This window comes from Pseudomonas sp. 3A(2025) (assembly GCF_054589175.1).
Genome location: NZ_BAAILM010000050.1, coordinates 100,075 through 125,921 on the forward strand (window position 1 = coordinate 100,075; position 25,847 = coordinate 125,921).

Genomic DNA, 25,847 nt, shown 5'->3' on the forward strand with positions numbered 1-25,847 from the left:
GCAACAGGATCAGAATCTTTGGCAAAAACCGGATCAGATTTAAAACCTGTTTTTAATCAAAAACATAAGCAGGAAAAAATATTTCACCGCCACGCTGGCACGCCCTTCGCTCTAGTGAACTGCAACCGAGACGCCGAACACGGCCATCGACCACCGCACGATCACTGGAGATGCAGACATGCCTAACGTGGACATTGCCCACTATCAAGACGGCGACTTTTTGGTCAACTACGAAGAAAAAGTCTTCGAGGACGTCAAGGCCGAACCCGGCGAAAAAGCGTTGCTGACCTTCCACACCATCGCCTTCGAAGGCTCCATCGGCCTGGTCAACCTGTTGCAGGCCAAGCGCCTGCTGCGCAAAGGTTTCGAAACCAAAATCCTGCTGTACGGGCCTGGCGTGCAACTGGGTGTGCAACGCGGCTTTCCGACCCTGGGCGCCGAAGCCTTTCCCGGCCATCTGGCGGTGAATAACCAGATCAAGGCGTTCATGTCCGAAGGCGGCGAAGTCTACGCCTGCCGTTTTGCCTTGCAGGCTTTGTACGGCCAGACCGAGAAAGCCCTGATCGAAGGCATCCGCCCGATCAACCCGCTGGACGTGATGGACCTGCGCCTGCTGATGCGCCGCGAAGGCGCGCTGATCATCGACACCTGGACCGCATAAACCAGCGCCACACCCTCATGAGGACCTGCGCAGGTCCTCATGCCCGCTGCCATCGCTCTATCGACAGGAATCCACCGCATGCCGTCCATCCGCGCCGCCGCCGTCCAGTTCAGCCCGGTGTTGTACTCCCGCCAGGGCACCGTCGCCAAGCTGTGCCAGACACTGCTCGAACTGGGCCGCGAAGGCGTGCAGTTCGCGGTGTTCCCGGAAACTGTAGTGCCCTACTACCCGTATTTTTCCTTCGTGCAGCCGCCGTTTGCGATGGGTAAGCAACACCTGCTGCTGCTTGAAGAGTCGGTCATCGTGCCCTCCGATATCACCCGCCAGATCGGCGAGGCTTGCCGCGAAGCCGCCATTGTCGCTTGCATCGGCGTCAACGAGCGCGACGGCGGCACGATCTATAACGCCCAGTTGCTGTTCGATGCCGACGGCACGCTGATTCAGCATCGACGCAAAATCACCCCCACTTACCATGAGCGCATGGTCTGGGGCCAGGGCGACGGCTCCGGGCTGCGCGCCACCGACAGCGCGGTCGGGCGTATCGGGGCGCTGGCCTGCTGGGAGCATTACAACCCGCTGGCCCGTTATGCGCTGATGGCCGACGGCGAGCAGATCCATGCGGCGATGTTTCCGGGATCCTTGGTCGGCCAGGTGTTTGCCGAGCAGATCGAAGTCACCATTCGTCATCACGCGCTGGAAAGCGGCTGCTTCGTGGTCAACGCCACCGCCTGGCTGGATGCCGAGCAACAGGCGCAGATCATGGCCGACACCGGCTGCGCGCTGGAGCCCATATCCGGTGGCTGCTTCACCGCCATCGTCTCGCCCGAAGGCAAGGTGCTCGGCCAGCGCACTGAGGGCGAAGGCGTGGTCATCGCCGACCTGGACCTGGCGCTGATCGACAAACGCAAACGCATGATGGATTCGGTCGGCCACTACAGCCGCCCCGAACTGCTAAGCCTGCTGATCGACCGGCGCAGCACTGCGCATGTCCACGAACGTCGTGACACCTTCGAGCACATCGCCCATGAATAACGCCCTCGCACTGCCCGTGAACCTGATCCCGGTAAAGCACCTGAGCAGCGATCTGCTGGCCGAACTGCAATGCCATGGCGTGCGCTGGCAAGGCGCCGACGGCCTGTCGCGCAAGGGCGGCGCCGGTCCTTCGGACCACAAGGCGCTGAGCCTCGGTGAACACACCGCCATGGTGCCGATGCTCAACCGTGCTTCGCTGGACTCGCCGTACAGCGCCGTACCCGATGCCTTGGGCAGCCAGGCGCTGATCTTTCGCGATGGCCTGCAAGTCGGGCAAGTGCAACTGCCGGGGGTGCCCAACTTCTATGCGTTGCACACCGACGACGGCACGCCGTACTGGAAAATCGCCACCCTGCACAGCAAGGACGTGCTGGCCACGACCATCCTGCAACACTGCATCCGTATGAACGAAGCCGCGACGTCGTGCCAGTTCTGCGCCATCGGCCAGTCGCTGGCCAGCGGCAAGACCATTGCTCGCAAGCGCCCGGCGCAACTGGCGCAAGTGGCCAAAGCAGCGGTCGAACTCGATGGCGTCAAACACATGGTCATGACCACCGGTACGCCACAGACCCGCGACCGTGGCGCTGCCGTACTGTGTGAGTCGGCCGCCGCCGTCACCGCCGCCGTTGACCTGCCGATCCAGGCACAGTGCGAGCCACCGGATGACGACGCCTGGTTCCAGCGCCTCAAGGACAGCGGCGTGGTCTCGCTGGGCATGCACCTGGAGGCGGTCACCGACAGCGTGCGCCAACGCATCATGCCGGGTAAGGCCGAGGTGCCGCTAAGCCGGTACTTCAGTGCCTTCGACGCCGCCGTGCAAGTGTTCGGTCGCGGCCAGGTCAGCACCTACATCCTGGCCGGGCTGGGCGACAGCGAAGACGCCATCGCGCAGATGAGCGAGCGCCTGGCCGCCGCCGGTGTGTACCCCTTCGTGGTGCCGTTCGTGCCCATTGACGGCACACCACTGGCGCAACACCCCAAACCCGACAGCGCGTTCATGCAGCGTTTGTACCCGCGCATCGGCGCCAGCCTGCGTCGGCACGGCCTGCACTCGGACAACATCAGCGCCGGCTGCGCCAAGTGCGGTGCCTGCTCAGCCCTGAAACATTACGAATAGCGGGAGCTTAAAACCATGGCCGACCACCTCTTTGCCTTGATCGAAGACAGCTACCCCGAATTTCTCGCCGGCGACCTGCTGGTCAAGCCGGCCGATCAGGCCTGGGAGCGCCAGCATTACTACGCCCTGCGCCGCGAAGTGTTCTGCGAAGAGCAGCAACTGCTGACCCAGGACCGCGACGAGAAGGACTTTCAGGCCATACCGATCGTCGCCATCGCCCACCACTGCGGCATGCCCGAACAGGTGGTCGGTGCGGTGCGCATTTACCAGACTGAACCGGGTCTGTGGTACGGCGGCCGGCTGTGCGTCGATAGCCTGTACCGACGCCACGCGATGATCGGCAAGGCGCTGGTCAATGAGGCGGTGTCGCGGGCCATCGAGCTGGGCTGCCAGCAGTTTCTGGCCACCGTGCAGCAGGCCAACGAGCGTTATTTCCAGCGCTTGCACTGGGACACGCTGGACACCCTCGACCTGCACGGCCACCCGCACTGCCTGATGCAGGCGCAACTGGTTCGCTATCCCTCGCAGCCCCGGCAAACCGCTCTGTTGCGCCCCACAGGCAAGCCTGCATGAACCCACTACCCACGATGCTCGACCGGCTACGCAACACGCCGGCCATGCGCGCCAAACTGGCGATCCAGCACCCCGCCAGCGCGCTGGCGACACCGGCCGGCAGCCGCAACGACCTGTACGCCTTGCCCGGCGACGACACCGCCGCCATCCGCTGCGGCGACCAGTACCAGTTGCTCGCCATCGAAGGCATGCTTCCGGCCTTCGTCGAACAGGCGCCGTGGTTTGCCGGCTGGTCGGCGGTGATGGCCAATGTCAGCGACATCACCGCCATGGGCGGTCGTGCCACGGCCGTCGTCAATGCCTATTGGCACCACGACAGCGCGGCCGCCGCCGAGGTGTTGGCCGGCATTCGCGCCGCCTGTGCCGCCTATGGCCTGATCATGGCCGGCGGGCATACCAGCCAGGCGCCCGGCAATCCCGCCGCGCTGGCCGTGGCAATCACCGGCTGGGCGCGCACATTACTCTCGACCCTGCACGTCGCGCCCGGACAGATCATCGCCATGGCCGTGGACCTCGACGGCCAGTGGCACGGCGACGCGCCTTACTGGAAAGCCTTCGAAAACGATACTCCGCAGCGCCTGCGCGACAAGCTTGAAGTCATCCCGCGGCTGGCCGAAGCCGGCCTGCTGCACGCCGCCAAGGACATCAGCAACGCCGGCATTCTCGGCACCTTGCTGATGCTGCTGGAGCCGACCGGCCACGGCGCAGTCATCGACCTGCTGACCCTGCCCCGGCCTGCGCAAACATCGCTGGAGCGCTGGCTGCAGGTGTTCCCCAGCTACGGCTTTGTGCTGACCCTGGCGACTGAAGATTTCGCCACCGTACAGGCCGCTTTCGCCTTTGAAGGCCTGGCCTGCGCCTGCATCGGCAAAGTCGATGACAGCGCCTGCCTGACCGTCAGCCTGGACCACGAGCAGGCGCCATTCTGGGACCTGTCGCAAACGGCCTTCACCGGCTTCAGTTACCCGCCCTTTTCTACGCCCGAGGAATCCTGATATGCCCGCCGTCAATGTTCGCCTGCGCTGGCCGGATGGCCAGGAAAGCAACGCCTACTCACCGTCCACCACCATCTTTGAACACCTTGAAGAAGGCCACACCTACACCCTCGCCGAGTTTCTTCAGCGTGCCGAAAGCGGGCTTAACGCCGCCTCCGAACGGGTCAAGCAGGTCAAGGGGTTCTATTGCAGCTCGGCGATGGACAGCCTCAGCGGCATCCGCCTGATCGCCCGGCGTTTTGCCGACCCGCAGGCACAGGTCGAAGTGCTGGAAATCAAGGCACACGGCACCGGCAAAGTCCATTACTCGGGCTTCGGCGAGATCTGATCCATTTCAAGCTTCACAAGGACATCAGCATGACTCACTACAGCGCAATCATCGTCGGCGGCGGCCAGGCCGGTCTGTCGGCCAGCCACTACCTGCAACAGCACGACATCGATCACCTGGTGCTGGAAAAGCACAGCCTGACCCACACCTGGCGCAACCAGCGCTGGGATGCCTTTTGCCTGGTCACGCCCAACTGGCAATGCGCGCTGCCCGGTTATCCGTATGCCGGCGACGACCCGCACGGTTTCATGAAAAAGGAGCAGATCATCAGTTATCTGGACGGCTTCATCGCCCAGGTCAACGCCCCGGTGCGCGAAGGCTGCGCCGTGCAGCGCCTGGTTGCGCGCAGCGAAGGCGGTTATCTGCTCAACACCTCGCAGGGCGATTTCAGCGCCGATCAGGTGATCGTCGCCAGCGGTGGCTATCACACCCCGATCATTCCGCGCCTGGCCGAACGCTTGCCGCCCGGCATCACCCAGCTGCACTCCGAGCAATACCGCAATCCGCAAGCACTGCCCGAGGGCGCGGTGCTGGTGGTCGGCTCCGGACAATCCGGGGCGCAGATTGCCGAAGACCTGCACCTGGCCGGGCGCAAGGTCTATCTGGCCGTGGGCGATGCGCCGCGCTGCGCACGCTTTCACCGTGGCCGCGATGTGGTCGACTGGCTGGCCGACATGGGCTACTACGACATTGGCGTCGACACCCATCCGCTGCGCGAAGGCGTGCGCGACAACACCAACCACTACGTGACCGGCCGCGATGGCGGGCGCGACATCGACCTGCGCCGCTTTGCCAGTGAAGGCATGCAACTGTTCGGGCGCCTGAACAGCCTGCAGGGCACCACGCTGCAATTCTCCGCCGACCTGGCCGCCAACCTTGATGCTGCCGATGCGGTGTACAACCGGATCAACGCCAGCATCGATAAATACATCGCCGAGCACGGCATCGACGCCCCCGAAGGCAAAGCCTACGAACCACTGTGGCAACCAGAGAATGCCGCCACCGAGCTGGACCTGGCCGACACCGGCATCACCAGCATCATCTGGTGCATCGGTTTTCAGCCGGACTTCACCTGGGTCGATGTGCCCGTGTTCAATGGCCGCAGCTATCCGGGGCACCAGCGTGGCGTCACCGCCTCAAGAGGCCTGTATTTTCTAGGCCTGCCGTGGCTGCACACCTGGGGTTCGGGACGCTTTTCCGGGATTGCCCGCGATGCCGAGCATGTGGTGCAACAGCTGGCTGCGCTGCGCCAGGGTGTATGAGCCTTGCGCTGTTTTTCATGCCTGCGCAGACGCCTCCTGAGTCATCGCCTGCAACCCCTGCAAGAACGCCGCCTCTGCCGCTGTCATCTTCTGCTCGCTATTCCACAGCAGATGGATGTCGATGTCTGCAACGCCCTCTTCAGGCGGCAGCCGCCAGAGGATGCCGCGCTGAACATCCTCGACCATCAGGTGCTCGGGCAGGCAACCGATACCGTAGCCGGCACACACCAGCCGGCGCACTTCATCGACACTGGAGGACACTGCGACCACGCGCCCTTCAAGCCCGTGCTGATCACGATAGATCGCCAGTGGCGAGAGGTTGCCGCCCAGCAGGTCACTGGTGAAGCTGACCACGTTCTCGTCACGCAGGTCCGCCACCGACAAGTCGCTCATGCCGAAAAAGCGGTGCAGCCTGCCGCAGAAAAAAGCGTAGCGCTGAGGCACCAGCAGCCTGCGCGCCAGCTTGGGTGGCAGCCTGCGGCACAGGCCCAGCCCCAGCGTGGCCGTGCGTTGTTGCAAGGCATTGAGAATATCGGCGCTGCCCATCACCACCACTTCGATGTCGACCCGTGGATAACGCCGGTGAAAATCGATCAGGAAGGCATCGTAAGCGGCGAACTCGACACGGCTGATGGTCAGCAACCGCACCTTGCCCACCACGCTGTCGCCGTGTTCGCCGAGCGCTGCGCCAATGCGTGACACATTGCCGTAGATATCGGCGGCAATGCGCAGGATTTCCTCGCCGGCATCGGTCAGGTCGAAGCGCTGGCCGTGGCGCAGCACCAGCACGCAATCGAGTTGTTCTTCAAGCCGGCGCAGCGCCTGGCTGACCGCCGACTGAGTGATGTACAGCCGCGCTGCAGCCTTGCTCAGGCTGCGTTCCTGGCCGATGAATAAAAATGTGCGCAACAGGCTCCAGTCAAGCCGGTCGTTGAGAAAGCGCTGCGCCGTGCTGCGCAGGCTGCCAGGCGCTGCATGAGGCTGCGACTCGTTGTCCATATTAGCTCCCCTAATAGCGGACATTAGAATTGGAAAATTGACTGATTCCAAGTCTGCAGCGCTAAATCCGCCAGCCACGCAACACGGTGCTTACCTACATGCAGCGTTTCTTAGTTACGCACCGACAAATGAATGCCGGCGATCATGCAACGAACCGACCCACCGGCCATTTCTATCGTCGGTACGCTCAGCGGCACCAGCCGCGCACTGCGCTCGATGCGTGTGCGCTGCTCGGCGTTCAGGCTGTCATAGGCCCGCTGCGAGAGGGCCAGAATACGGCCGTCGCGACCGGACAGTTCAATGGCATTGCCGGCAAACTGTTTGATCTGGGCGTTATCCAGATCGATGACCTCACGACCCGACTCCTGCAAGCGCCGGCGCACTTCTTCGGCACGCGGTGCATCGCTGAACGTACCAAACCCGACCAGGGCAAAATCGGTGGCTACGCACATCAGCACATTGGTGTGATAGACCGGCTGGCCGGCCTCGTCGGCGGTGTCGAAGACCATCGGTTCGAAATTGAAATGGGTGCTGAATCGCTCCAGAGCCAGCGGGTCGGCGCGGTTGGAGCGCGCGGTGTAAGCCACCCTGGCAAGGTGATCGAAGACCATTGCACCGGTGCCCTCCAGGAACAGCCCGTCGGCTTCCAGGCCCGAGTAGTCGATCACATCCTGCACCCGGTAATCGCGCTTGAGCATTTCAATGACATCGGCACGCCGTTCGCGGCGACGGCTCGGCGAGTACATCGAGTAAATCGCAATGTGCCCGCCGGGATGGGTCGAGAACCAGTTATTGGGAAACACCGAATCCGGGGTGTTTTGTTCGCCAAGATCTTCGAACAGGTGAACACGCACACCCTCGGCCTCAAGCCGGCCGACTGCCGCCGTGACCTCGTTGTAGGCCGCCTGGGCGACCGATTGGGCGAGCTGTTTTTCGACGCTGCTCTGAAACGCATTGTCAGCAGCGGTTTCCGGGTTGGGGGTAAAGGCATGCGGGCGAATCATGACCACCGCTGCGGGGGCCTGGATGGAACGGGTATGAACGGGCATGGGCAAATGGACCTTATCGTTATAAACAGACACTCAAGCCACGCGACGAATGCGTCGTTTGGCAGAACCGCTGCGGGTGTGGCGGAACAGGTCCTTGGGATCGTCATCGACCCACGGCACCAGATCCACTTTCACGCCCATGCCGCGCTGCTCGGCCTGGTCGTTGACGTAGCGCAGCACCGAGTAGTCCTCAAGCGCAAAGCCGACCGAGTCGAACACCGTCACCTGGCTGTCGCTCTGCCGGCCTTCGGCGGTGCCACACAGCACCCGCCACAAATCAACCACCGGAGAATCGGCCTCCAGCTGCTGAATATCGCCTTCGATACGGGTCTGCGGTTCGTACTCGACAAACACCCGCGCCTTGCGCAGCACGTCGGCATGCAGCTCGGTCTTACCGGGGCAGTCGCCGCCGACACCGTTGATGTGCATACCCGGCTCGATCATGTCGGGGGTCAGAATGGTGGCGTAGGCCTTGTCGGCGGTCACGGTGGTGACGATGTCGGCACCCCGCACCGCCTCGGCGATGGAGTCGGCGCGAATGATTTTAAGGTCAGTGAACTCGGCCAGGTTGCGGATCAGCTTGTCAGTGGCTGCCGGATCGATGTCGTAGGCGACGATTTCTTCGATGCCCAGGTGCTTGTGAAACGCCAGGGCCTGGAACTCGCTCTGCGCACCGTTGCCGATCAGCGCCATGCGCCGCGAACCGGGCCGGGCCAGTGCCTGCGCCGCCATCAACGAGGTGGCGGCCGTACGCAATGCGGTGGCCACGGTCAGCTCCGACAGCAGCACCGGGTAGCCGGTGTCGACATCGGCCAACACGCCAAAGGCCATGACCGTGTGCAGGTTACGCGCGGTGTTGCCGGGGTGGCCGTTAACGTATTTGAATGCATAACGGCTGTTATTGGAGACCGGCATCAATTCAATCACGCCGACGTCGGAATGGTTAGCGACGCGCGCCGACTTTTCAAACTCCGGCCAGCGCATGAAGTCGCTGCGAATGACCGCCGCCAGCTCACCGATAAAGGTAGCAACACCAATACTTTCAACCAGCCTGGACATGGTAGGCACATCAATAAAACACGTCATTCAAACCTCCGGCTCACGTTAAGGAACTGACGCATGAAACAGAACAGTGTCGTGCGTCGTTATCAGGCAAACAGTGTGATCGCGAGGGCGGCCAGAATGAAGTGAGCATCCTGACCATTTATTGCTTTTCCTGATCATATTGATCAGCCTTATTGGCACTTTGAACAACCAGGTACTTTTATGGACGACATTGACCGCGCCCTTGTCTCGCTGCTACGCGATAATGCGCGCCTGCCAGTGGTCACCTTGGCGAAGAAACTGCGCGTGGCCCGCGCCACGGTGCAAAACCGCATGGCGCGCCTTGAAGAAGACGGCATCATCGCCGGCTACACCGTGCGCCTGCGGCCCGATTCCGAGGACCACGGCATTCGCGCAATCACCAGCATCGGCATCAGCGGCCACCACGCCGCCGAAGTGAAACGGGCCTTGCGCGGGCACCCGCAAGTGGTGGCCATTCACACCACCAATGGCCGCTGGGACCTGATGGCCGAATTGCGCGCCGACACCCTGGAAGCCTTCGACAAGGCCCTGCATTCCATTCGTTCGATCCAGAACATCACCAATACCGAGACCAGTATTTTACTGTCGACTTACAAAATGTAAGGCCCGATGAGCAGACTGCCAGAAAAACCCGTCTCTTTGCACACTCTGCCATGTTCTGCTTGGCACAGGGTGGTGGCAAACTTTAACCACCCGCTCAACCCTTATTAATAAAAACAGCTCAACTGCATCATTTACCCACTGCCAGAGTGCGTGATTCAAGTACCCGGTGCGCCGACCGCTTGTTTCACGCCACCGTCATAACGACTAATAAAAGGAAGAAGGCATTGAACATTAAACTTACCGCATGCTCGTTAATTGCAGGCGCACTTCTAGTGTCCGGTATTGTCCAGGCACGCCCGTATGAAGAGATTCGCCAAAGCGGAAAGATCCTGATTGCCGCCGGCGGTGAATTCCCCCCCTTCAATTACTTTGAGGGTCGCAAACTGTCGGGCTTTGAAATCGAGATCGGCGAAGCGGTCGTCAAGCGCATGGGCCTTGAAGTGGAATGGAAAACCCTCGGTTTCGACTCGCTGCTGGCCGGCCTGCAACAGGACCGATGGGACATGGTGTTGTCCTCGCACGGCGTGACTGAAGAACGCGCCAAGGCGGTGACCTTCCTGGCGCCGCACTATTGCTCCGGTGGCTCGATCGTCTCGCGTGACCCGGCCATTCGCAGCATCGCCGACCTGAACGGCAAGCTGATTGCCATTCAGACCGGCTCAACCTACGCCGACAACGTACGCAGCCTGACCCAACCCAAGGAAATCAAGAACTACCCGCAGGACCGCGATGCGCGTACCGCGCTGGCCACCGGCCGCGCCGAGGTCTGGGTCACCGACAAGTTCGTCGCCCTGGCCGCCATCAAGGCGGCGCCCAACGCGAAGCTGCAACTGGGCGACCTGTTGTTCGTCGAGAAAATCGCCGGGGCCGTGAGCAAGGGCAACACCGGTCTGGCCGAGGCCTACAACAAGGCACTGGCCGAAATCATGAGCGATGGCACCTATGAGGCCATCTCCAGACGCTACTTCGGTGAAGACGTGCGCTGCCGCTGAACGGGCGACCAACACACGGTCCTTTTTGTCTGAACAAGAGCGATAACACCATGACTTTCCTCTTCTCGAGCTGGCCAAAATCCTGGTCACGCCAACAGCGGAGCACCCTGGCCATTGCATTGGGGGTGACGCTCCTGATGCTGGCCATGTGGCTGATCGCGATTCCGCTTTCGTATGTACCGGAGCCCATCGCCTCGAATGCGGCCATGTTTGCCGACGGCACCCGCACCACCCTCAAGATGACCCTGGTGGCGGCGGTGTTCGGCATCCTGCTGGGGCTGATGGCCGCGCTGGGAAAAATGTCGGGATTTGCGCCAGTACGCTACCTGGCCGCGTTCTATATCTGGATCATTCGCGGCACGCCACTGCTGGTGCAGATCCTGTTCGTGTTCCTGGCGTTGCCGTCGCTGTTGCCCTGGCTGGTACTCGATGACTTCACCTCGGCCTGCGTAGCCCTGGCCTTCAATGCCGGGGCCTACAACGCCGAATCGATTCGGGCCGGCCTGCTCGCCGTGCCACGCGGGCAAACCGAAGCCTCGCGCTCGCTGGGCCTTTCACGCGGCTATACCTTTTTCGATGTGGTCTTCCCGCAGGCTTTCAAGATCTCTTTGCCGCCATTGGTGAACAACTTCATCGCCCTGCTCAAGGACTCGTCACTGGCCTACGCCATCGGCGTGGTGGAGTTGACCAACGTCGGCAACCGCTTGCAGGCGGCGACCTTCGAGCCGCTGCCGGCGCTGATGACCACAGCACTGATCTACCTGCTGCTCACCACGCTGCTGACGCAGATTTCCAATGCCGTGGAAAAACGTATGGATGTAGAGGGTCGCCAATCATGACTGCCGCCAGCAATGTGTTGATCGAAGTGCGCAACCTGCATAAATACTTTGGCACCCACCATGTGCTGCAAAACGTCTGCACCGAATTCCGTGCCGGTGAAGTGACGGTGATTGTCGGCGCTTCGGGCTCTGGCAAAAGTACCCTGCTGCGTACGCTCAATCGCCTCGAACGCCACGACAAGGGGCAGATCATCATTGATGGCACCGAAATCGACGACAACAACAAGCGCCTGGATCGACTGCGCCAGGATGTCGGTATGGTGTTCCAGCAATTCAACCTGTTCAGCCACCTCAGCGTGCTCGACAACATCACCCTCGCCCCTCGGCGCATGCGCGGCATGCGTCGCCCGGAGGCCAACGAGCGGGCCATGGAACTGCTGCGCCGGGTCGGCTTGCAGGATCATGCGCACAAGCACCCTTACTCGTTGTCTGGCGGGCAGCAACAGCGGGTGGCCATTGCCCGCGCCCTGGCCATGCAGCCACGGGTGATGCTGTTCGATGAGCCGACCTCGGCGCTGGACCCGGAGATGGTCAAGGAGGTGCTGGATGTCATGCGCGAGCTGGCGTCGTCGGGCATGACCATGATCGTGGTCACCCACGAGATGGGTTTCGCCCGCGAAGTGGCCGACCGGGTGATGTTCTTCGATCAGGGCCGGATCGCCTTCGACGCCTCGCCCGAGGCGTTCTTCCAGCGCGACCACGAGAACCCGCGCATCAACTCGTTCCTGAGTCGCGTGCTCAATCACTGAGCCCGGCAGGCCGGCGCTTCAGGGCGCCGGCAGCGGCTCCAGCACGCGCTGGAACGATTCGAGAAAAACCCGCTCGGCGCGGTTCATGCGCTGCTCGCGGTTCCACATCAGGAACACATCGACATCGACCACACCTTCCGCCGGCGGCAAGCGCCAGATCAGGCCGTTGTGCAGGTCGATATCCACCAGGTGCTCGGGCAAACAGCCGATGCCGTAGCCGGCAATGATCAGCCGGCGGATCTCCTCGAAGCTCGATGACGACGCCACGATCTTGCCGGTGAAGCCCTGCTGGTCCCTGAACACGGTCAGCGGCGACAGGTTGCCGCCAATCTGGTCGCTGGTGAAGCTGACGAAGTTTTCGCCCTGCAACGCTTCCAGCGGCAAACGCCGCTGGCCAAACAATCGGTGGCGCTTGCCACAGAAGAACGCATAGCGCTGGCGCAACAGGCGCCGCTGCTCCAGGCGGGCCTGCGGAAAACGGCACAAGCCAAGGCCGACGGTCGCGGTTCTCTGGTTGAGCGAACTCTGGATATCCGAGCTGCGCATGACCTCGATCTCCAGTTCGACCCGTGGATGATCACGGTGAAACTGCACCAGAAAATCATCGTACAGCGCCGACTGCACCTGGCTGATGGTCAGCATGCGCACCTTGCCGACGATATCGTCCTCGGGATTTTTCACCGTGGCCGCCAGCCGCGAGACATTGCCGTAGATCTCTTCGGCGATGCGCAGCACTTCTTCGCCAGCCGGCGACATATCGAAACGCGGGCCCCGGCGCAGGATCAGCGTTCCAGTTGTTCCTCCAGGCGCTTGAGCGACTGGCTGACGGCCGACTGGGTGATGAACAAGCGCGCGGCCGCCCGGCTGATGCTTTTTTCCTGGCCGATGGCCAGAAAGGTTCTCAGCAGGTTCCAGTCCAGCCGGTCATTGAGAAAGCGTCTGCCCTGCCAGTCTTGCCCTGTGGGCGGTACGTCGTGATCACTCATGCAACACCATTAGTAGCAGGCTTAATAATTAGAATAAGTATTAGCAAATTGATTAAACATCGAGGTTAAGGGATAAAGCCTGCAAGCGCCACAGAGCGCACCGTGACCTGTTTGAAACCCTGCCAGAAAGACAAAAGCCAAGGGCCTTGTATGCGTACTACATCGACACAACCACGCCGTGCGGCCGCCGCTGCCTTTGTGGGCACCACCATCGAATTCTATGATTTCTATATCTACGCCACGGCCGCAGCACTGATTCTTGGCCAGGTGTTTTTCCCCAGCGACAATCCAGCCCTCAGCACCCTCGCCGCCTTCGGCACCTTTGCCGTCGGCTTTATCGCCCGGCCGTTGGCAGGCATGATCTTCGGCCATCTGGGCGATCGCCTGGGACGCAAGAAAATGCTGCTGTTCACCATGGTGTTGATGGGCCTGGCCACCACCGGCATCGGCTTGCTGCCCAGCTATGCCAGTGTCGGTATCTGGGCGCCGATCGGCCTGGTGATCCTGCGCATCGTGCAGGGCATTTCGGTGGGCGGCGAATGGGGCGGCGCGGTGCTGATGGCCAGCGAACATGCCCCGGCCAAACGCAAAACGTTTTATGCCTCGTTTGCGCAACTGGGCAGCCCGGCGGGTTTGCTGCTGGCGCTGATCGCCTTTCGCCTGGTCACCTCGCTTGAACCTGCGCAATTTGCCGAGTGGGGCTGGCGCCTGCCGTTTCTGGCCAGCGGCGTGCTGATGCTGATCGGCCTGGCGATTCGCTTCGGTGTCGAAGAGTCGCCCGAATTCAAGCAGGTCAGCGAGTCGGGCACGACATCGCGCTATCCGGTGCTTGAGGTGGTGAAAACCTGCTGGCGGCAGATTTTCTTTGCCGCCTGTGCGGTGACCATCGGCTCGGCCGGGTTCTTTTTCACCAACACCTTCATGATCACCTACGTGACCCAATATCAAGGCATCTCGCGGGCGACCATTCTCGACTGCCTGTTCGTCGTCACCCTCATTCAGTTCATCTCGCAGCCCCTGAGCGCCTTGCTGGCCGAGCGCATCGGCGAGGGCCGTTTCCTGATGCTGGCGGCCTTGCTGTCGATGGCCATGCCCTACCCCATGTTCCTGCTGGTCGGCACCCAGAACCTGGTGCTCATGACCCTCGGCATCGCCATGGCGGTGGTCACCCTGTCGGGCCTTTACGCGGTGATTGCCGGCTACATGGCCCAGGCGTTTCCGACGCATTTGCGCTACAGCGGCATTTCTCTGGCCTACCAGTTGATCTGTGCCACCGCCGGCGGCACCACACCGATCATCGGCACCTTGCTGGCCTCTCGATTCGCCGGCCAATGGTTACCACTGGCCCTGTTCTTCAGCCTGCTGGCGGGCCTGTCACTGTTTGGCGTGTGCGGCCTTGCCCGTCTGCGCCAGGACACCCTGGCCCAGCCCCGCGCGGCCTTTTAAACAGGAGTTTTTATGTTGAAGCCCGAAATCCTCAACCCGCTGCAATGGCAGGCACGCTGTGACCTGGCGGCCCTGTACCGGTTGATCGCCTACTTTCGCATGACCGACCTGATCGACACGCACATCACCCTGCGTGTACCGGGTGATGAACATCACTTTCTGATCAACCGTTACGGCGTGGCCTTCGACCTCATGAAAGCCAGCGATCTGGTGCTCATCGATGAACACGGCCGTGTGGTCGAGGGCGATCCGGCGCGCAGCCGGGTCAACGCCGCAGGCTTTGTGATTCATTCGGCCATTCACATGGCGCGCCCTGACCTGACCTGCGTGATCCACACCCACACCGCCGCCGGCATGGCCGTTGCCGCGCAGGAACAAGGCCTGCTGCCGATCAGTCAGCATGCGCTGAAGTTCTACGGCAAGCTGGCCTACCACACCTATGAAGGCATCGCCCTGTCACTGGACGAGCGCGAGCGCCTGGTCGCCGACCTTGGCCCGCACAAGGCCATGATCCTGCGTAACCACGGCCTGCTGGCGGCCGGCACCGGCGTGGCCCAGGCCTTCCACGAGATCCACTTTCTGGAACGTGCTTGCCAGGCCCAGATCCAGGCGCTGGCCGGTGGCGGCAAGCTGGTTTACCCAAGCGATGAAGTGTGCCGCCTGACCGCGCAGCAGTTCGACCGCGATGAAGCCGAAGAAATCATCCAGTTGAGCTGGCAGGCCGCGCTCACCCTGATCGAAGACCAGCGCGAGTCGTACAGCTCATGACCACCCTCGTTCTGCTCAGCCGCGACACACTATTGCTCGGTCAATTGCAGGCCGCGTTCGCCGAACACGCGCCGGCGCTGCACGTGGTGCTGGCCGATGACCCGGCTGCCGTCGAAGCCGAAGTCGCCGCCTGCTGGTATCCACCGGCCGGCAGCCTGGCACGCTTGCCGCGCTTGCGACTGGTGCATTCGGTGGCCGCCGGGGTCGACCACCTCGGCACCGACTGCAGTGGCCCGAACGTACCGACGTGCCGCGTGGTCGACCCCGATCACCGGCGCGGCATGACCGAATACATTCGCTGGTGCGTGCTGCATTACCACCGCGACTTTGACCGGGTTATCGCGCAACAGCGCAGCAACCTGTGGCAGCGTCACCCGCAACGCCCGGCCGGCACGTTCAAGGTCGGGGTCATGGGCCTGGGCTCACTGGGCACGGCCATCGCCGAAGACCTGGCTGGCGCCGGTTACGCCGTACGCGGCTGGGCACGCAGTGAACGGACCCTGCCCGGCGTGGCGTGTCATCACGGCGAGGCCGGGTTCGCGGCGTTTCTCGATGGCCTGGACCTGCTGGTCAACTTGCTGCCACTGACCGACGCCACTCGCGGCATCCTCAACCGGCACACTTTTGCGCAACTGGCCAAAGGCGCGGCCATCGTCAATGGCGGGCGTGGCGCTCACCTGCTGATCGATGACCTGCACAGCGCGCTCGCCAAAGGCCAGTTGCGCGGCGCGGTACTGGATGTCTTCGAGCACGAGCCGCTGCCGGCCGAGCACCCGCTGTGGCACATGCCCGGCGTGGTGATTACTCCGCACATGGCCTCGGCCGCCTCGCATGCCTGCATCGCCCGTCAGGTCGCGGAAAACACTCGGCGTTTGCTCGCAGGCGTTGCACTGAACAATCGGGTCGACCCTGCCCTGGGTTACTGACGCCACACGTAGGAGAAATTGCATGAACCTGTTGAACTGCAACGGCGAACGGCTGTGGAACAGCCTCATGGACATGGCCCGGGTGGGCGCCACCGCCAAGGGCGGCAACTGCCGGCTGGCGCTGTCGGCCGAGGACAAGGCTGGTCGCGAGCTGTTCATGGGCTGGTGCCGCGAGGCCGGCATGAGCCTGGCTTTCGATGCCATCGGCAACCTGTTCGCCCGCCTTCCGGGGCTTAATGACAGCCTGCCGCCGGTGGTGATGGGCAGCCATCTGGACACCCAGCCCAAGGGCGGTCGCTTCGATGGGATCTATGGCGTGTTGTGCGGCCTGGAAGTGGTGCGCAGCCTCAACGAGCAAGGCCTGAAAAGCCCGCGCCCGATCGAGATTGCCGTGTGGACCAACGAAGAAGGCGCACGCTTTACCCCGGCCATGTTCGGCTCGGCGGTATTCACCGGATCGCTGGCCTTGCAGACCGCGCTGGATGCGCAAGACGTAGGCGGTATCAGCGTCGCCCAGGCCCTGGACAGCACCGGTCATGTCGGTGAGTTGGCATTCAAGCGGCCGTTCGACGCCTATTTCGAGGCGCACATCGAGCAAGGTCCGATTCTGGAAGACAACGGTGTGCCGGTCGGTGTGGTGACCGGTGGCCAGGCCATCTGCTGGCTGGACGTGCAGGTTCAGGGCATGAGCGCGCACGCCGGCACCACGCCGATGGCGCTGCGCAAGGACGCGCTGTTCGGCGTCGCTGAAATGGCCGCGCAACTCGAAGCCCTCGCCTGCGGGTTCAGCCCCAAGGGGCTGGTGACCATCGGCCAGCTGAACATTGCCAAGTCGTCACGCAACACCATTGCCGGCAACGTGACCTTCACTGTTGACCTGCGCCATCATGAAGATGCACAGATCGCGCTGATGGAGCAGCAGGTGCATGAGCATTTCCAGCGCGTGGCCGAGCATCGCGGCCTGCAGCTTGCGATCACTCGTCACTGGCTGAGCCCGGCCACGCCGTTCGACTCCGAGTGCGTGGCGGCGGTGCGGCGTGCGGTCGAGGCGCTGGGCTATGCGCATCAGGACATCGTCAGCGGTGCCGGCCACGACGCGATTCTGCTGGCCCGCCACTGCCCGACCACTATGATTTTCATCCCGTGCGTCGGTGGCCTGAGTCACAACGAAGCCGAAGACGTCTTGCCGGACGATGCGCGCAGGGGCTGCGACGTGCTGCTCAACGCCGTCGCCGAGCGCCTGATGCGCTAACGCTTCTCCACCAAGGGCCCGTCGAGGCCTGATTCAACAATGATTGATTGAAGTGCCCGCACGCGGGCGCTTGCACCTCCCTGCTGCCCAGAAAAACACCATCCGTTGAGCACCGCTCATTTTGGAGACATAAGGCATGAACAGTACTGCGTGCATAAAAGACCCGGCTTCGGTCAGCGAAACCCCGGTCAACATGAAAAAAGTCGCCGTCGCCAGCGTCATCGGCACCACCGTGGAATGGTACGACCTGTTCGTCTTCGCCACGGCCTCGGCCCTGGTCTTCAACAAGATCTTCTTTCCGGCCTTCGATGCCCTGGTCGGCACCTTGCTGGCATTCGGCACCTTCGCGTCGGCCTACGGCGCGCGGATTGTCGGGGCGGCGCTGTTCGGCCACTTCGGCGACAAGCTGGGACGCAAGTCGATGCTGCTGATTTCGCTGCTGGTCATGGGCGCCGCCACCTTCGCCATCGGCCTGCTGCCGGACTACGCCGCCATCGGCATCTGGGCACCGATCCTGCTGCTGACCCTGCGCATCATTCAGGGCCTGGCGCTGGGCGGTGAATGGGGCGGCGCGGTGTTGATGGCGGTCGAGCATGCACCGGCGCATCAACGCGGCCTGTATGGCTCGTGGGTGCAGATCGGCGTTCCGGCCGGCACCCTGATCGCCAACCTGGCATTCCTGGCGATTGCCGCCTGGCTGCCGCAAGAAGAACTGCTGGCCTGGGGCTGGCGCATTCCGTTTCTCGCCAGCGCGTTGCTGATCGCGGTGGGCCTGTATATCCGCCTGAACATTCATGAAACACCGGTCTTCAATCAGGAGAAAAAAACGGCAGCACCGGCAAAACTGCCGCTGGCCGAGATGTTTCGCAAGTACTGGAAGCAAGTGCTGCTGGGCGGCATCGCCACCATGTCCACCGGCGCCTCGTTCAACATCATCGTCGCCTTCGGCCTGACCTACGGCACCCAGACCCTGGGCTTCAGCCGCCCGACCATGCTCAGCGTGGTGCTGGCCTCGTGCGCCTTGTGCATCGTCCTGCTGCCGGTGTTCGGCGCCCTTTCAGACCGCTACGGGCGCAAGCCGGTGATCATCGCCGGCATCGTCGCCGAAGCGCTGGTGGCGTTCCCGATGTTCTGGCTGATGGACACTCGCGAGCTGCCGCTGGTGTTTCTCGGCTACATGCTGCTGATGACCGCCTTTGCCGCCAACTACGGCCCTATCGCCACCTTTCTCGCCGAGCTGTTCGGCACCGGGGTGCGTTATTCCGGGCTGTCGGTGTCGTACATGCTCTCCGGCCTGCTGGGCAGCGCCGCGACCCCGATCGTGACCACCGCCTTGCTGGCCTGGACCGGCAAGGGCTCATCGGTAGCCTGGTACATGATCGGCTCGGCGGCGATCTCGCTGATTGCCCTGCTGCTGTTGACCGAAACCTTCAAGCGCGACCTGACCCGCGCCAACAAACCGTGACTGAAGGAACAACTCCATGAAACGCATCAACGCAGCAGCCGGCAGCATCGGCCCGGTGGGCCCTTACTCGCAGGCCGTGATCAGCGGCCATCTGGTGTTCACCGCCGGACAGATTCCGGCCAGCGGCGATTTCGCCTCGCAGCCTGAAAGCTTTGAAGAGCAGGTGCGCCAGACCTTGCGCAATCTGGAAGCGATCCTGATCGCGGCCGGCTCCGATTTCGATCATGTGATCAAGGTCAATGGCTACCTCACCGATCCTGCGCAACTGGAGCCGTTCAACCGCATCTACAGCGAAGTGCTGGGCCACGCGCCACCGGCCAGGACCACGGTCTGCGTGGCGTTGTGGGGCGTGGCCCTGGAGATCGACTGCGTTGCCGAACTGATCACTGCACAAGGAGCTCAAGCATGACCGACACACCCAGCCTGCTGCAAAAACTCCAGCGCGTCAGCTTCGCCACATTGGGGCACTTCATGGAACACGGCTTTGTCAGCCCGCTTATTGCCGCGCAGCTACCTGGCATCAAGGTCATCGGCCGGGCCAGAACCCTGCGGGTCGGCAACGCCGATGCCTTTGCCGTCAATCAGGCACTGGCCAGCCTGCAAAGCGGTGAAGTGCTGGTCATCGACATGCAGGGTGACCACCGGCACGCCTGCGTCGGCACCGTCACCGCTTGCGCGGCAAACGCCCAGGGCGCACAGGCCATCGTGGTCGATGGCGTGATCACCGACCTGGCGGAACTGCGTGAGGCCAGCCTGCCGGTGTTTGCCCGTGGCACCAGCCTGCTGACCACCAAGCTGCGCAGCGACCCCGGCAGCGCCCACAACGTCGCGGTGCATTGCGCCGGTGTGACGGTGTTGCCGGGCGACTGGGTGCTGGGCGATGACAACGGCGTGCTGATCGCCTCGACGTCAGCGCTTGAAGCGGTCATCGACCGCGCACTGGCCAGCGACGCCGCCGAGCCGTTGTTGCTGGCAAGGATCAAGCATGGCGAACCGATTGAGCAGGTGTTGCGCTTGTCGTGAGCGCTGCAGGCTCGGCCAACAGCCCCTCGACTTGCGTGGTCAACAGCCGCTGTCCCGCCAGCCGGCCCATGACCCGCTCGACAATCTCCATCCGCGCCACCGCCGCCTCGCGCAGGCTTTGCATCGATTGCAGCGCTTCATCGGACTGCGCCAGGCCGCTGCGGGCCGAAGCGCCCAACTGATCGATGCCGCCGCGCGCTTCATCGGCGGTGCGTTCCAGGTTCTGGGCGATCTGATGAATCTGCGCGCTGGAGTCGGTCACGCGGCGCGACAGGTTGCGCACTTCATCGGCGACCACGGCAAAGCCGCGACCATGGTCGCCGGCGCGGGCGGCTTCAATGGCAGCGTTAAGGGCCAACAGGTTGGTTTGCCGGGCGATGTCCTGAATGCTGCCGACCAGCGCGCTGATCTGCAGCGACTGGCCGCCCAGTTCATCGAAGGAATGCGCCAACTGGCCCATGGACTGGTCCAGTTCACCGAGGATTTTCGCCGAGGCCTGAATGCTCTGCGCGCTGGCATTGACCTTGCCGCCGGCCTCGCGCGCCATCTGATTGGCCAGGCGCATGTCCTGCTCGGTGGCATGAATCGCCAGGGCCAGTTCGCCAAGGCTGCTGTGCAGGCGCGGATCGAGCGGCACCGGTTCCGGCGCACGCACGGCCTCGACCAGGCTGGTACGCGGCGCAATCAGCGGTTCGACCGGCACCTCGACGCGCACCTCGATCGTCTGCACCTTGTCGAAGTGATACAGCCCGCCGGCGGCGATCAGCGCCAGCACACCGAGGCTCAGGCAAACCGTGAGGTGTTCGGGGTAGAGGCCTGCGGCAAGGCAGGCCAGTACCGCAACGAGTTGTACGAAGGCGGCAAGACGCAAGCGGGTATTGGGTGTGTGCATGATTATTCTCATTATTGTTATTGGCATGGGACAGCAAACGCAAAAAACCGGGCCGGCCAATCAAGGCGGGCCCGGAGGGACGCGATAAACCTGCGGCGCGGTCAGGCCTCCTGCAAGGCCCGTGGGCGGTTGCTGCGCTGCTCGGCTTCAAGCTCGACGGCTTTCTGCAACTGGAAGTCGAAGGTCATCTCGGCGTAGCGGCCTTCGATGCCGCGTGCGCCGTCTTCACGGAACAGCACTTCACCAACCAGGCCGTCGCGGGTGGCATAGGCGAAGTCGTCCCACAGGTATTTCTCGCCCGACAGGTTGATCTGCGTGGTCAGGTGGCGATGGCCGGGCGCCGAGATGAAAAAGTGTACGTGGGCCGGGCGCTGGCCGTGGCGGCCGAGCAGGTCCAGGCATTCCTGGGTCGGGCCTTGCGGGTCGCAGCCGTAGCCGGAAGGCACGATGGAGCGCGCACGGTAACGGCCCTGTTCATCGGTGATGATGCGCCGGCGCAGATTGTATTCGGACTGGGTCGAGTCGAAGAACGAGTACGTGCCTTTGGTGTTCGCTTGCCACAGATCGACGGTCGCGCCGGCCACTGGTTTACCGTCCGGGTCGAGCACCTGGCCTTGCAGAAACATCACCGTGGCCACACCGTCTTCGGACCCGTCGTCCAGGCGCGCTTCGCTCTGGCTGATCGGCGCGCCGGCCACATACAGCGGGCCTTCGATGGTGCGCGGTGTGCCACCGGTAAGGCCGGCCTGCTGGTCCTTGGCGTCCTGCAACAGGTCGAGAAAATGCTCGACGCCCAGCCCTGCAACCAGCAGGCCGGCCTCGCTGCGACCGCCCAGGCGGTTGAAATAGTCGACGGTTTTCCAGAATTCGTCTTCGGTAACTTCCAGGTCTTCGACGAGCTTCGCGAGGTCTTGCAGCACCCGCAAAATAATACTTTTTACCCGCGGGTTACCGTCGTCGTTACCGAGGCCGGCGGCTTCTTTGAAGAACGCTTGCAGCTCTGGCGTATGGGAGATTTTCACGGTCATGCGGTTCACCTGTCTTGTTCTTGTTGAGCGTTCTTTTTAAAGACTTAGCCTAAATCGCCGCCGCCGACCGGCAAGGTCACGCCGGTGATGTACGAAGCTTCGTCCGAGGCCAGGAACAGGATCGGGCCGACCTGCTCATCGATCGTGCCATAGCGCTTCATCTGGCTGCTGTCGAGGGTCTGGTCGATGATCTGCTGGTACCAGACCTTTTCGTCTGCGCTCTGCTCGGCACTGTTGCGCGGGATGCGCCGTGGCGGCGCTTCGGTGCCGCCCGGCGCGGTGGCATTGACGCGAATGCCGCGCTCGGCGTTTTCAAATGCCAGGCACGCGGTCAGCGCATTGACCCCGCCCTTGGCCGCGCCGTACGGCACGCGGTTGATGCTGCGTGTCGCAATGGACGAGACGTTGACGATGGCGCCCTTGCCCTGGGCGAGCATGTACGGCAAGGCCGCATGGCAGCACCACAGGGTCGGAAACAGCGAGCGGCGCACCTCGGCCTCGATCTCGTGTTCGGCGTAATGCTCGAAAGGCTTGGCCCAGATCGTGCCGCCGACGTTGTTGATCAGCACATCCAGACGCCCGAAGCGCTCCACGGCGGCGGCCATGACCCGGCTGCAATCGGTGTATTGCTCAAGGTCAGCGGTCAGGGCCAGAACCTGCTCATCGCCCAGCTCACGACTGAGCTCGAAGACCAGGTCAGAGCGATCAACGGCCACGACTTGCGCGCCCTCCTGCACCAGACGCTCCGCCACGGTACGACCGATGCCTTGCGCAGCACCGGTGACCACGACGACCTTGCCGATAAATCTCGTATTCATGACAACCTCGTTAGTGTCAGGCCGCGCTGGCGGCGAATTTCTCGTAGTAGAAATTGCTCGGCGTCAGGCCCTGGTCGCGAATGTAGGTGCTGACCGCTTCGACCATCGGTGGCGGGCCGCACAGGTAGATATCGACCTCGCCTTCGTTAAGGTGCCCGGCCTCGATGTGCTGGGTCACATAGCCCTTGTGCGGATGGCCGCTGTCGGGGCTGGCCACGCAGGCGCGCCAGGTGAAATTCGGAATGCGGGCGGCGAAGGCTTCGAGTTTTTCAAGCTCCACCAGGTCGAAATCGTTGGTCACGCCGTAGATCAGATGCACCGGATACGCGCTGCCCTGCTCTGCGATTCTCTCCAGCATCGCGGTAAACGGCGCCAGTCCGGTGCCGCCGGCGAGCAACAGCAAAGGCCGTTTGATCTCGCGCAGATAAAAGCTGCCCAACGGCCCGGTCAGGCGCATCGCATCGCCGGCCTTGGCCACGCCGGTCAAAAAGCTGCTCATCAAGCCGCCCGGTACGTTACGCACCAGAAAACTGACCTCACCGCCCTTTTGCAACGAGCTGAAGGAATAGGCGCGGGTCTGTTCGCTGCCCGGCACTTGCAGGTTGACGTACTGGCCCGGCAAGAACGCCAGGCTGGCCAGCGCGTCGCCCTTGATCGACAGCGCGATGGTGCTTTCCGACAGTTGGCGCACATCACTGATTGCGGCGTCGAAGCTGGCTTGCTGGGTCTTGCACACCTGCGAGGACGCTGGAATGCGAATCACGCAATCGCTGGCCGCGCGCATCTGGCAGGTCAGCACATAGCCTTGTTCAGCTTCCTCTTCGGTGAGGGCGTCTTCGATGTATTCATCGCCCAGATCGTACTGGCCGGCCTCGGCGAAACATTTGCAGGTGCCGCAGGCGCCGTCGCGGCAGTCGAGCGGAATGTTGATGCCTTGGCGGTAAGCGGCGTCAGCGACGGTTTCGCTGGCGGTGGCGTCGATAAAACGGGTCACCCCGTCCTCGAAATTCAGCACGATATGAAAGCTCATGGGGCACCTTCAGATGTGGTAGACGTCGATGACCTGACGCACGTAATCGTTTTTCAGCACGACCTTCTTGGCCTTGATCAGCGGTTGTTCGCCGCGCATGTCGAGGGTGTAGAAACTGGTGCCGAAGTGGCTGTCGACGGTCTTGTAGCGAAAGCTCAGGGTGTGCCAGTTGAAGCGCACCTGCGCCACGCCATCACCCTCTTCAATCACCTCGATGTTGCTGAGGTTGTGCGAGGTGCGGGTATCGGGAATCGTCGCGCTGGAGCGCTCGGTCTTGATCCGGAACACGCGGTCTTCCAGGCCACCACGGTTGCCGTACCAGATCAGCGAGATTTCTTTTTGCGGGTCTTCGGTCAGGGTGTCGTTATCGTCCCAGGCCGGCATCCAGAAAGTGGCGTCCGACGCGTACAGCTCCAGCCATTGATCCCACTGGGCGTCATCCAGGTAGCGCGCTTCGCGAAACAGAAAATCGCGGACGATTTCGTAAGTGCGGCTCATTGCACGGCCTCCACAGGAATCAACGACTGCTCGGCTTCTACCGCCTTGATCATGGTCTGCTGCCAGTACTTGTGTTGCAGCACGAACAGGCCTTCATCCTCGGTACGTACGCCAGACAGCAGCGGCTTGAGTTCGATTTCCTGTGCCGCCGCGTCCGCCCCTTCGATCCAGTGGGTGGCGCCGCGCGACATGTCGTTCCAGCCGGTGCCGCCGCCGTAGCCGGTCTGGCACGAGCGGAATTCTTCTAGGTCGTCCGGCGTGGCCATGCCGCTGACGTTGAAGAAGTCTTCGTACTGACGAATGCGCTTGGCCCGCGCATCGGCGCTTTCGCCTTTGGGTGCGATGCAGTAGATGGTGATTTCGGTCTTGTTCACCGAGATCGGCCGCGCAATACGAATCTGCGAGCTGAACTGGTCCATCAGATACACGTTGGGGTACAGGCACAGGTTGCGCGAGTTCTGGATCATCCAGTCGGCCCGCGCCTGGCCAAAGTCGCGGGCCAGTTCGTCACGGCGCTCGTAGGCCGGACGGTCTTCGGGGTTGGCCCAGCGGGTCCACAGCAGCAGGTGGCCCTTGTCGAACGAGTAGAAACCACCGCCGGTCTTGCCCCAACTGCCGGCGCTCATGGTCTTGATTTCTTCGCCGGCCTCGCGCAGTTTGCGCTGGTTCTGGGTCGCGGCGTAGTTCCAGTGTACGGCGCTGACGTGGTAACCATCGGCGCCGTTTTCGGCGGTCAGCTTCCAGTTGCCTTCGTAGATATACGAGCTGGAACCGCGCAGCACTTCCAGGCCTTCGGGCGACTGGTCGACGATCATGTCGATGATCTTTGCCGACTCGCCGAGGTGCTCGACCAGCGGCAACACGTCAGCGTTCAGGCTGCCGAACAGAAAGCCGCGATACGACTCGAACCGCGCGACTTTGGTCAGGTCGTGGGAGCCTTCGCAGTTGAAGCTCGACGGATAGCCGGCATCGGTCGGGTCTTTGACCTTGAGCAGCTTGCCGCTGTTGTTGAAGGTCCAACCGTGAAACGGGCAGGTGTAGGACGACTTGTTGCCGGTCTTGTGCCGGCACAGCATTGCGCCACGGTGGCTACAGGCGTTGAGAAAAGCATTGAGCACGCCGTCTTTGTTGCGCGCGATAAAGATCGGCTGACGGCCGATTTGCGTGGTCAGGAAATCGTTTTTATTGGGAATCTGGCTTTCGTGCGCCAGATAGATCCAGTTGCCTTCGAAGATGTGTTTCATCTCCAGGTCGAACAGGCGCGGGTCGGTGAACATTTCACGCTTGCAGCGGTAGACGCCCTGCGCTTCATCTTCCTCAAGCAAACTGTTCAGGTACTCAATTCCCAAGGACATGGCCAGGGTCTCCGTTGTTATTGTTCAATGCAGAGCATGGTAGGGGCCTGTGCAAAGCCGGAAATATCCAGTTTG

Annotated in this window: 27 protein-coding genes and 1 pseudogene; 18 read left to right on the plus strand and 10 right to left on the minus strand. The window is 62.5% G+C overall.

Features of this window, described 5'->3' with window-relative positions; all coding sequences use genetic code 11:
* The first annotated feature begins 178 nt into the window (after positions 1-178).
* From ACYP2A_RS19860 to ACYP2A_RS19890, 7 genes are all read left to right on the plus strand, one after another.
* A complete protein-coding gene (locus tag ACYP2A_RS19860; protein WP_459747492.1) occupies positions 179-661 on the plus strand; it encodes an MSMEG_0572/Sll0783 family nitrogen starvation response protein in 483 nt (160 codons plus the stop codon).
* 78 nt (positions 662-739) lie between these two features.
* Positions 740-1,693: a Nit6803 family nitrilase gene (locus ACYP2A_RS19865; RefSeq protein ID WP_459747494.1), complete on the plus strand. Its 954-nt coding sequence runs from the start codon at positions 740-742 to the stop codon at positions 1,691-1,693.
* Entirely contained in the window at positions 1,686-2,810 is a 1,125-nt protein-coding gene (locus ACYP2A_RS19870; RefSeq protein ID WP_459747496.1) for an MSMEG_0568 family radical SAM protein, read from the plus strand. The genes ACYP2A_RS19865 and ACYP2A_RS19870 overlap by 8 nt, the downstream gene beginning before the upstream one ends.
* 15 nt (positions 2,811-2,825) lie before the next feature.
* Entirely contained in the window at positions 2,826-3,383 is a 558-nt protein-coding gene (locus tag ACYP2A_RS19875) for an MSMEG_0567/Sll0786 family nitrogen starvation N-acetyltransferase (protein ID WP_459747497.1), read from the plus strand.
* Positions 3,380-4,378 (plus strand): sll0787 family AIR synthase-like protein, encoded by a 999-nt coding sequence (locus tag ACYP2A_RS19880; protein WP_459747499.1) that lies wholly within the window; start codon positions 3,380-3,382, stop codon positions 4,376-4,378. Before ACYP2A_RS19875 ends, ACYP2A_RS19880 begins: the two co-directional genes overlap by 4 nt.
* Position 4,379: 1 nt before the next feature.
* On the plus strand, positions 4,380-4,706 hold the full coding sequence (locus tag ACYP2A_RS19885) for an MSMEG_0570 family nitrogen starvation response protein (RefSeq protein WP_459747500.1): 327 nt from the start codon (positions 4,380-4,382) through the stop codon (positions 4,704-4,706).
* Positions 4,707-4,735: 29 nt separating this feature from the next.
* A complete protein-coding gene (locus ACYP2A_RS19890) occupies positions 4,736-5,968 on the plus strand; it encodes an MSMEG_0569 family flavin-dependent oxidoreductase (protein WP_459747502.1) in 1,233 nt (410 codons plus the stop codon).
* A 15-nt stretch (positions 5,969-5,983) separates the two neighbouring features.
* Here the strand turns inward: ACYP2A_RS19890 and ACYP2A_RS19895 are convergent, their stop codons facing one another.
* From ACYP2A_RS19895 to ACYP2A_RS19905, 3 genes are all read right to left on the minus strand, one after another.
* Positions 5,984-6,967 carry a LysR family transcriptional regulator gene (locus tag ACYP2A_RS19895; protein WP_459747503.1) on the minus strand — a complete coding sequence of 328 codons (984 nt, stop codon included), beginning with the start codon at positions 6,965-6,967 and terminating at the stop codon, positions 5,984-5,986.
* Positions 6,968-7,077: 110 nt separating this feature from the next.
* Positions 7,078-8,016 (minus strand): citrulline utilization hydrolase CtlX, encoded by a 939-nt coding sequence (gene ctlX / locus ACYP2A_RS19900; RefSeq protein WP_459747504.1) that lies wholly within the window; start codon positions 8,014-8,016, stop codon positions 7,078-7,080.
* 33 nt (positions 8,017-8,049) lie between these two features.
* Positions 8,050-9,102 (minus strand): ornithine cyclodeaminase, encoded by a 1,053-nt coding sequence (locus ACYP2A_RS19905; RefSeq protein WP_459747506.1) that lies wholly within the window; start codon positions 9,100-9,102, stop codon positions 8,050-8,052.
* Positions 9,103-9,282: 180 nt separating this feature from the next.
* On the opposite strand from ACYP2A_RS19905, the gene ACYP2A_RS19910 reads away from it, so the two are divergent.
* From ACYP2A_RS19910 to ACYP2A_RS19925, 4 genes are all read left to right on the plus strand, one after another.
* Positions 9,283-9,705: an Lrp/AsnC family transcriptional regulator gene (locus ACYP2A_RS19910; protein ID WP_459747507.1), complete on the plus strand. Its 423-nt coding sequence runs from the start codon at positions 9,283-9,285 to the stop codon at positions 9,703-9,705.
* A 272-nt stretch (positions 9,706-9,977) separates the two neighbouring features.
* Positions 9,978-10,697: an ABC transporter substrate-binding protein gene (locus ACYP2A_RS19915; RefSeq protein WP_459747509.1), complete on the plus strand. Its 720-nt coding sequence runs from the start codon at positions 9,978-9,980 to the stop codon at positions 10,695-10,697.
* 50 nt (positions 10,698-10,747) lie between these two features.
* Complete coding sequence (locus tag ACYP2A_RS19920) at positions 10,748-11,536, plus strand: amino acid ABC transporter permease (RefSeq protein ID WP_459747510.1); 789 nt, start codon at positions 10,748-10,750, stop codon at positions 11,534-11,536.
* The gene (locus ACYP2A_RS19925; RefSeq protein WP_459747511.1) at positions 11,533-12,285 is read left to right on the plus strand and encodes an amino acid ABC transporter ATP-binding protein; all 753 of its coding nucleotides are present in this window, start codon (positions 11,533-11,535) and stop codon (positions 12,283-12,285) included. Before ACYP2A_RS19920 ends, ACYP2A_RS19925 begins: the two co-directional genes overlap by 4 nt.
* A gap of 18 nt (positions 12,286-12,303) precedes the next feature.
* Here the strand turns inward: ACYP2A_RS19925 and ACYP2A_RS19930 are convergent.
* A pseudogene (locus ACYP2A_RS19930) lies at positions 12,304-13,271 on the minus strand (LysR family transcriptional regulator).
* 150 nt (positions 13,272-13,421) lie between these two features.
* On the opposite strand from ACYP2A_RS19930, the gene ACYP2A_RS19935 reads away from it, so the two are divergent.
* The 7 genes from ACYP2A_RS19935 (at position 13,422) to ACYP2A_RS19965 (ending at position 20,151) form a co-directional block, all read left to right on the plus strand.
* Positions 13,422-14,717, plus strand: coding sequence for an MFS transporter (locus ACYP2A_RS19935; RefSeq protein ID WP_459747513.1), 1,296 nt, complete (start codon positions 13,422-13,424; stop codon positions 14,715-14,717).
* A gap of 12 nt (positions 14,718-14,729) precedes the next feature.
* A complete protein-coding gene (locus tag ACYP2A_RS19940; protein ID WP_459747514.1) occupies positions 14,730-15,485 on the plus strand; it encodes a class II aldolase/adducin family protein in 756 nt (251 codons plus the stop codon).
* Positions 15,482-16,411: a 2-hydroxyacid dehydrogenase gene (locus tag ACYP2A_RS19945; protein WP_459747515.1), complete on the plus strand. Its 930-nt coding sequence runs from the start codon at positions 15,482-15,484 to the stop codon at positions 16,409-16,411. The genes ACYP2A_RS19940 and ACYP2A_RS19945 overlap by 4 nt, the downstream gene beginning before the upstream one ends.
* A 28-nt stretch (positions 16,412-16,439) precedes the next feature.
* Positions 16,440-17,663, plus strand: coding sequence for a Zn-dependent hydrolase (locus tag ACYP2A_RS19950; RefSeq protein WP_459747624.1), 1,224 nt, complete (start codon positions 16,440-16,442; stop codon positions 17,661-17,663).
* A gap of 136 nt (positions 17,664-17,799) precedes the next feature.
* The gene (locus ACYP2A_RS19955) at positions 17,800-19,128 is read left to right on the plus strand and encodes an MFS transporter (RefSeq protein WP_459747516.1); all 1,329 of its coding nucleotides are present in this window, start codon (positions 17,800-17,802) and stop codon (positions 19,126-19,128) included.
* A 16-nt stretch (positions 19,129-19,144) separates the two neighbouring features.
* On the plus strand, positions 19,145-19,537 hold the full coding sequence (locus tag ACYP2A_RS19960; RefSeq protein ID WP_459747518.1) for a RidA family protein: 393 nt from the start codon (positions 19,145-19,147) through the stop codon (positions 19,535-19,537).
* A complete protein-coding gene (locus ACYP2A_RS19965) occupies positions 19,534-20,151 on the plus strand; it encodes an RraA family protein (protein WP_459747520.1) in 618 nt (205 codons plus the stop codon). Before ACYP2A_RS19960 ends, ACYP2A_RS19965 begins: the two co-directional genes overlap by 4 nt.
* Here ACYP2A_RS19965 and ACYP2A_RS19970 read toward each other — a convergent pair.
* The 6 genes from ACYP2A_RS19970 to benA form a co-directional block, all read right to left on the minus strand.
* Positions 20,108-21,070 carry a methyl-accepting chemotaxis protein gene (locus ACYP2A_RS19970; RefSeq protein WP_459747522.1) on the minus strand — a complete coding sequence of 321 codons (963 nt, stop codon included), beginning with the start codon at positions 21,068-21,070 and terminating at the stop codon, positions 20,108-20,110. The genes ACYP2A_RS19965 and ACYP2A_RS19970 overlap by 44 nt on opposite strands.
* 74 nt (positions 21,071-21,144) lie before the next feature.
* Entirely contained in the window at positions 21,145-22,071 is a 927-nt protein-coding gene (catA, locus tag ACYP2A_RS19975; RefSeq protein ID WP_459747524.1) for a catechol 1,2-dioxygenase, read from the minus strand.
* A gap of 44 nt (positions 22,072-22,115) precedes the next feature.
* Positions 22,116-22,889, minus strand: coding sequence for a 1,6-dihydroxycyclohexa-2,4-diene-1-carboxylate dehydrogenase (locus ACYP2A_RS19980; RefSeq protein WP_459747526.1), 774 nt, complete (start codon positions 22,887-22,889; stop codon positions 22,116-22,118).
* Between the two features lie 16 nt (positions 22,890-22,905).
* A complete protein-coding gene (gene benC / locus ACYP2A_RS19985; protein ID WP_459747528.1) occupies positions 22,906-23,919 on the minus strand; it encodes a benzoate 1,2-dioxygenase electron transfer component BenC in 1,014 nt (337 codons plus the stop codon).
* Positions 23,920-23,928: 9 nt separating this feature from the next.
* Entirely contained in the window at positions 23,929-24,417 is a 489-nt protein-coding gene (gene benB / locus ACYP2A_RS19990; RefSeq protein WP_459747530.1) for a benzoate 1,2-dioxygenase small subunit, read from the minus strand.
* Complete coding sequence (gene benA / locus ACYP2A_RS19995) at positions 24,414-25,772, minus strand: benzoate 1,2-dioxygenase large subunit (RefSeq protein ID WP_459747532.1); 1,359 nt, start codon at positions 25,770-25,772, stop codon at positions 24,414-24,416. Before benA ends, benB begins: the two co-directional genes overlap by 4 nt.
* Positions 25,773-25,847: the final 75 nt, after the last annotated feature.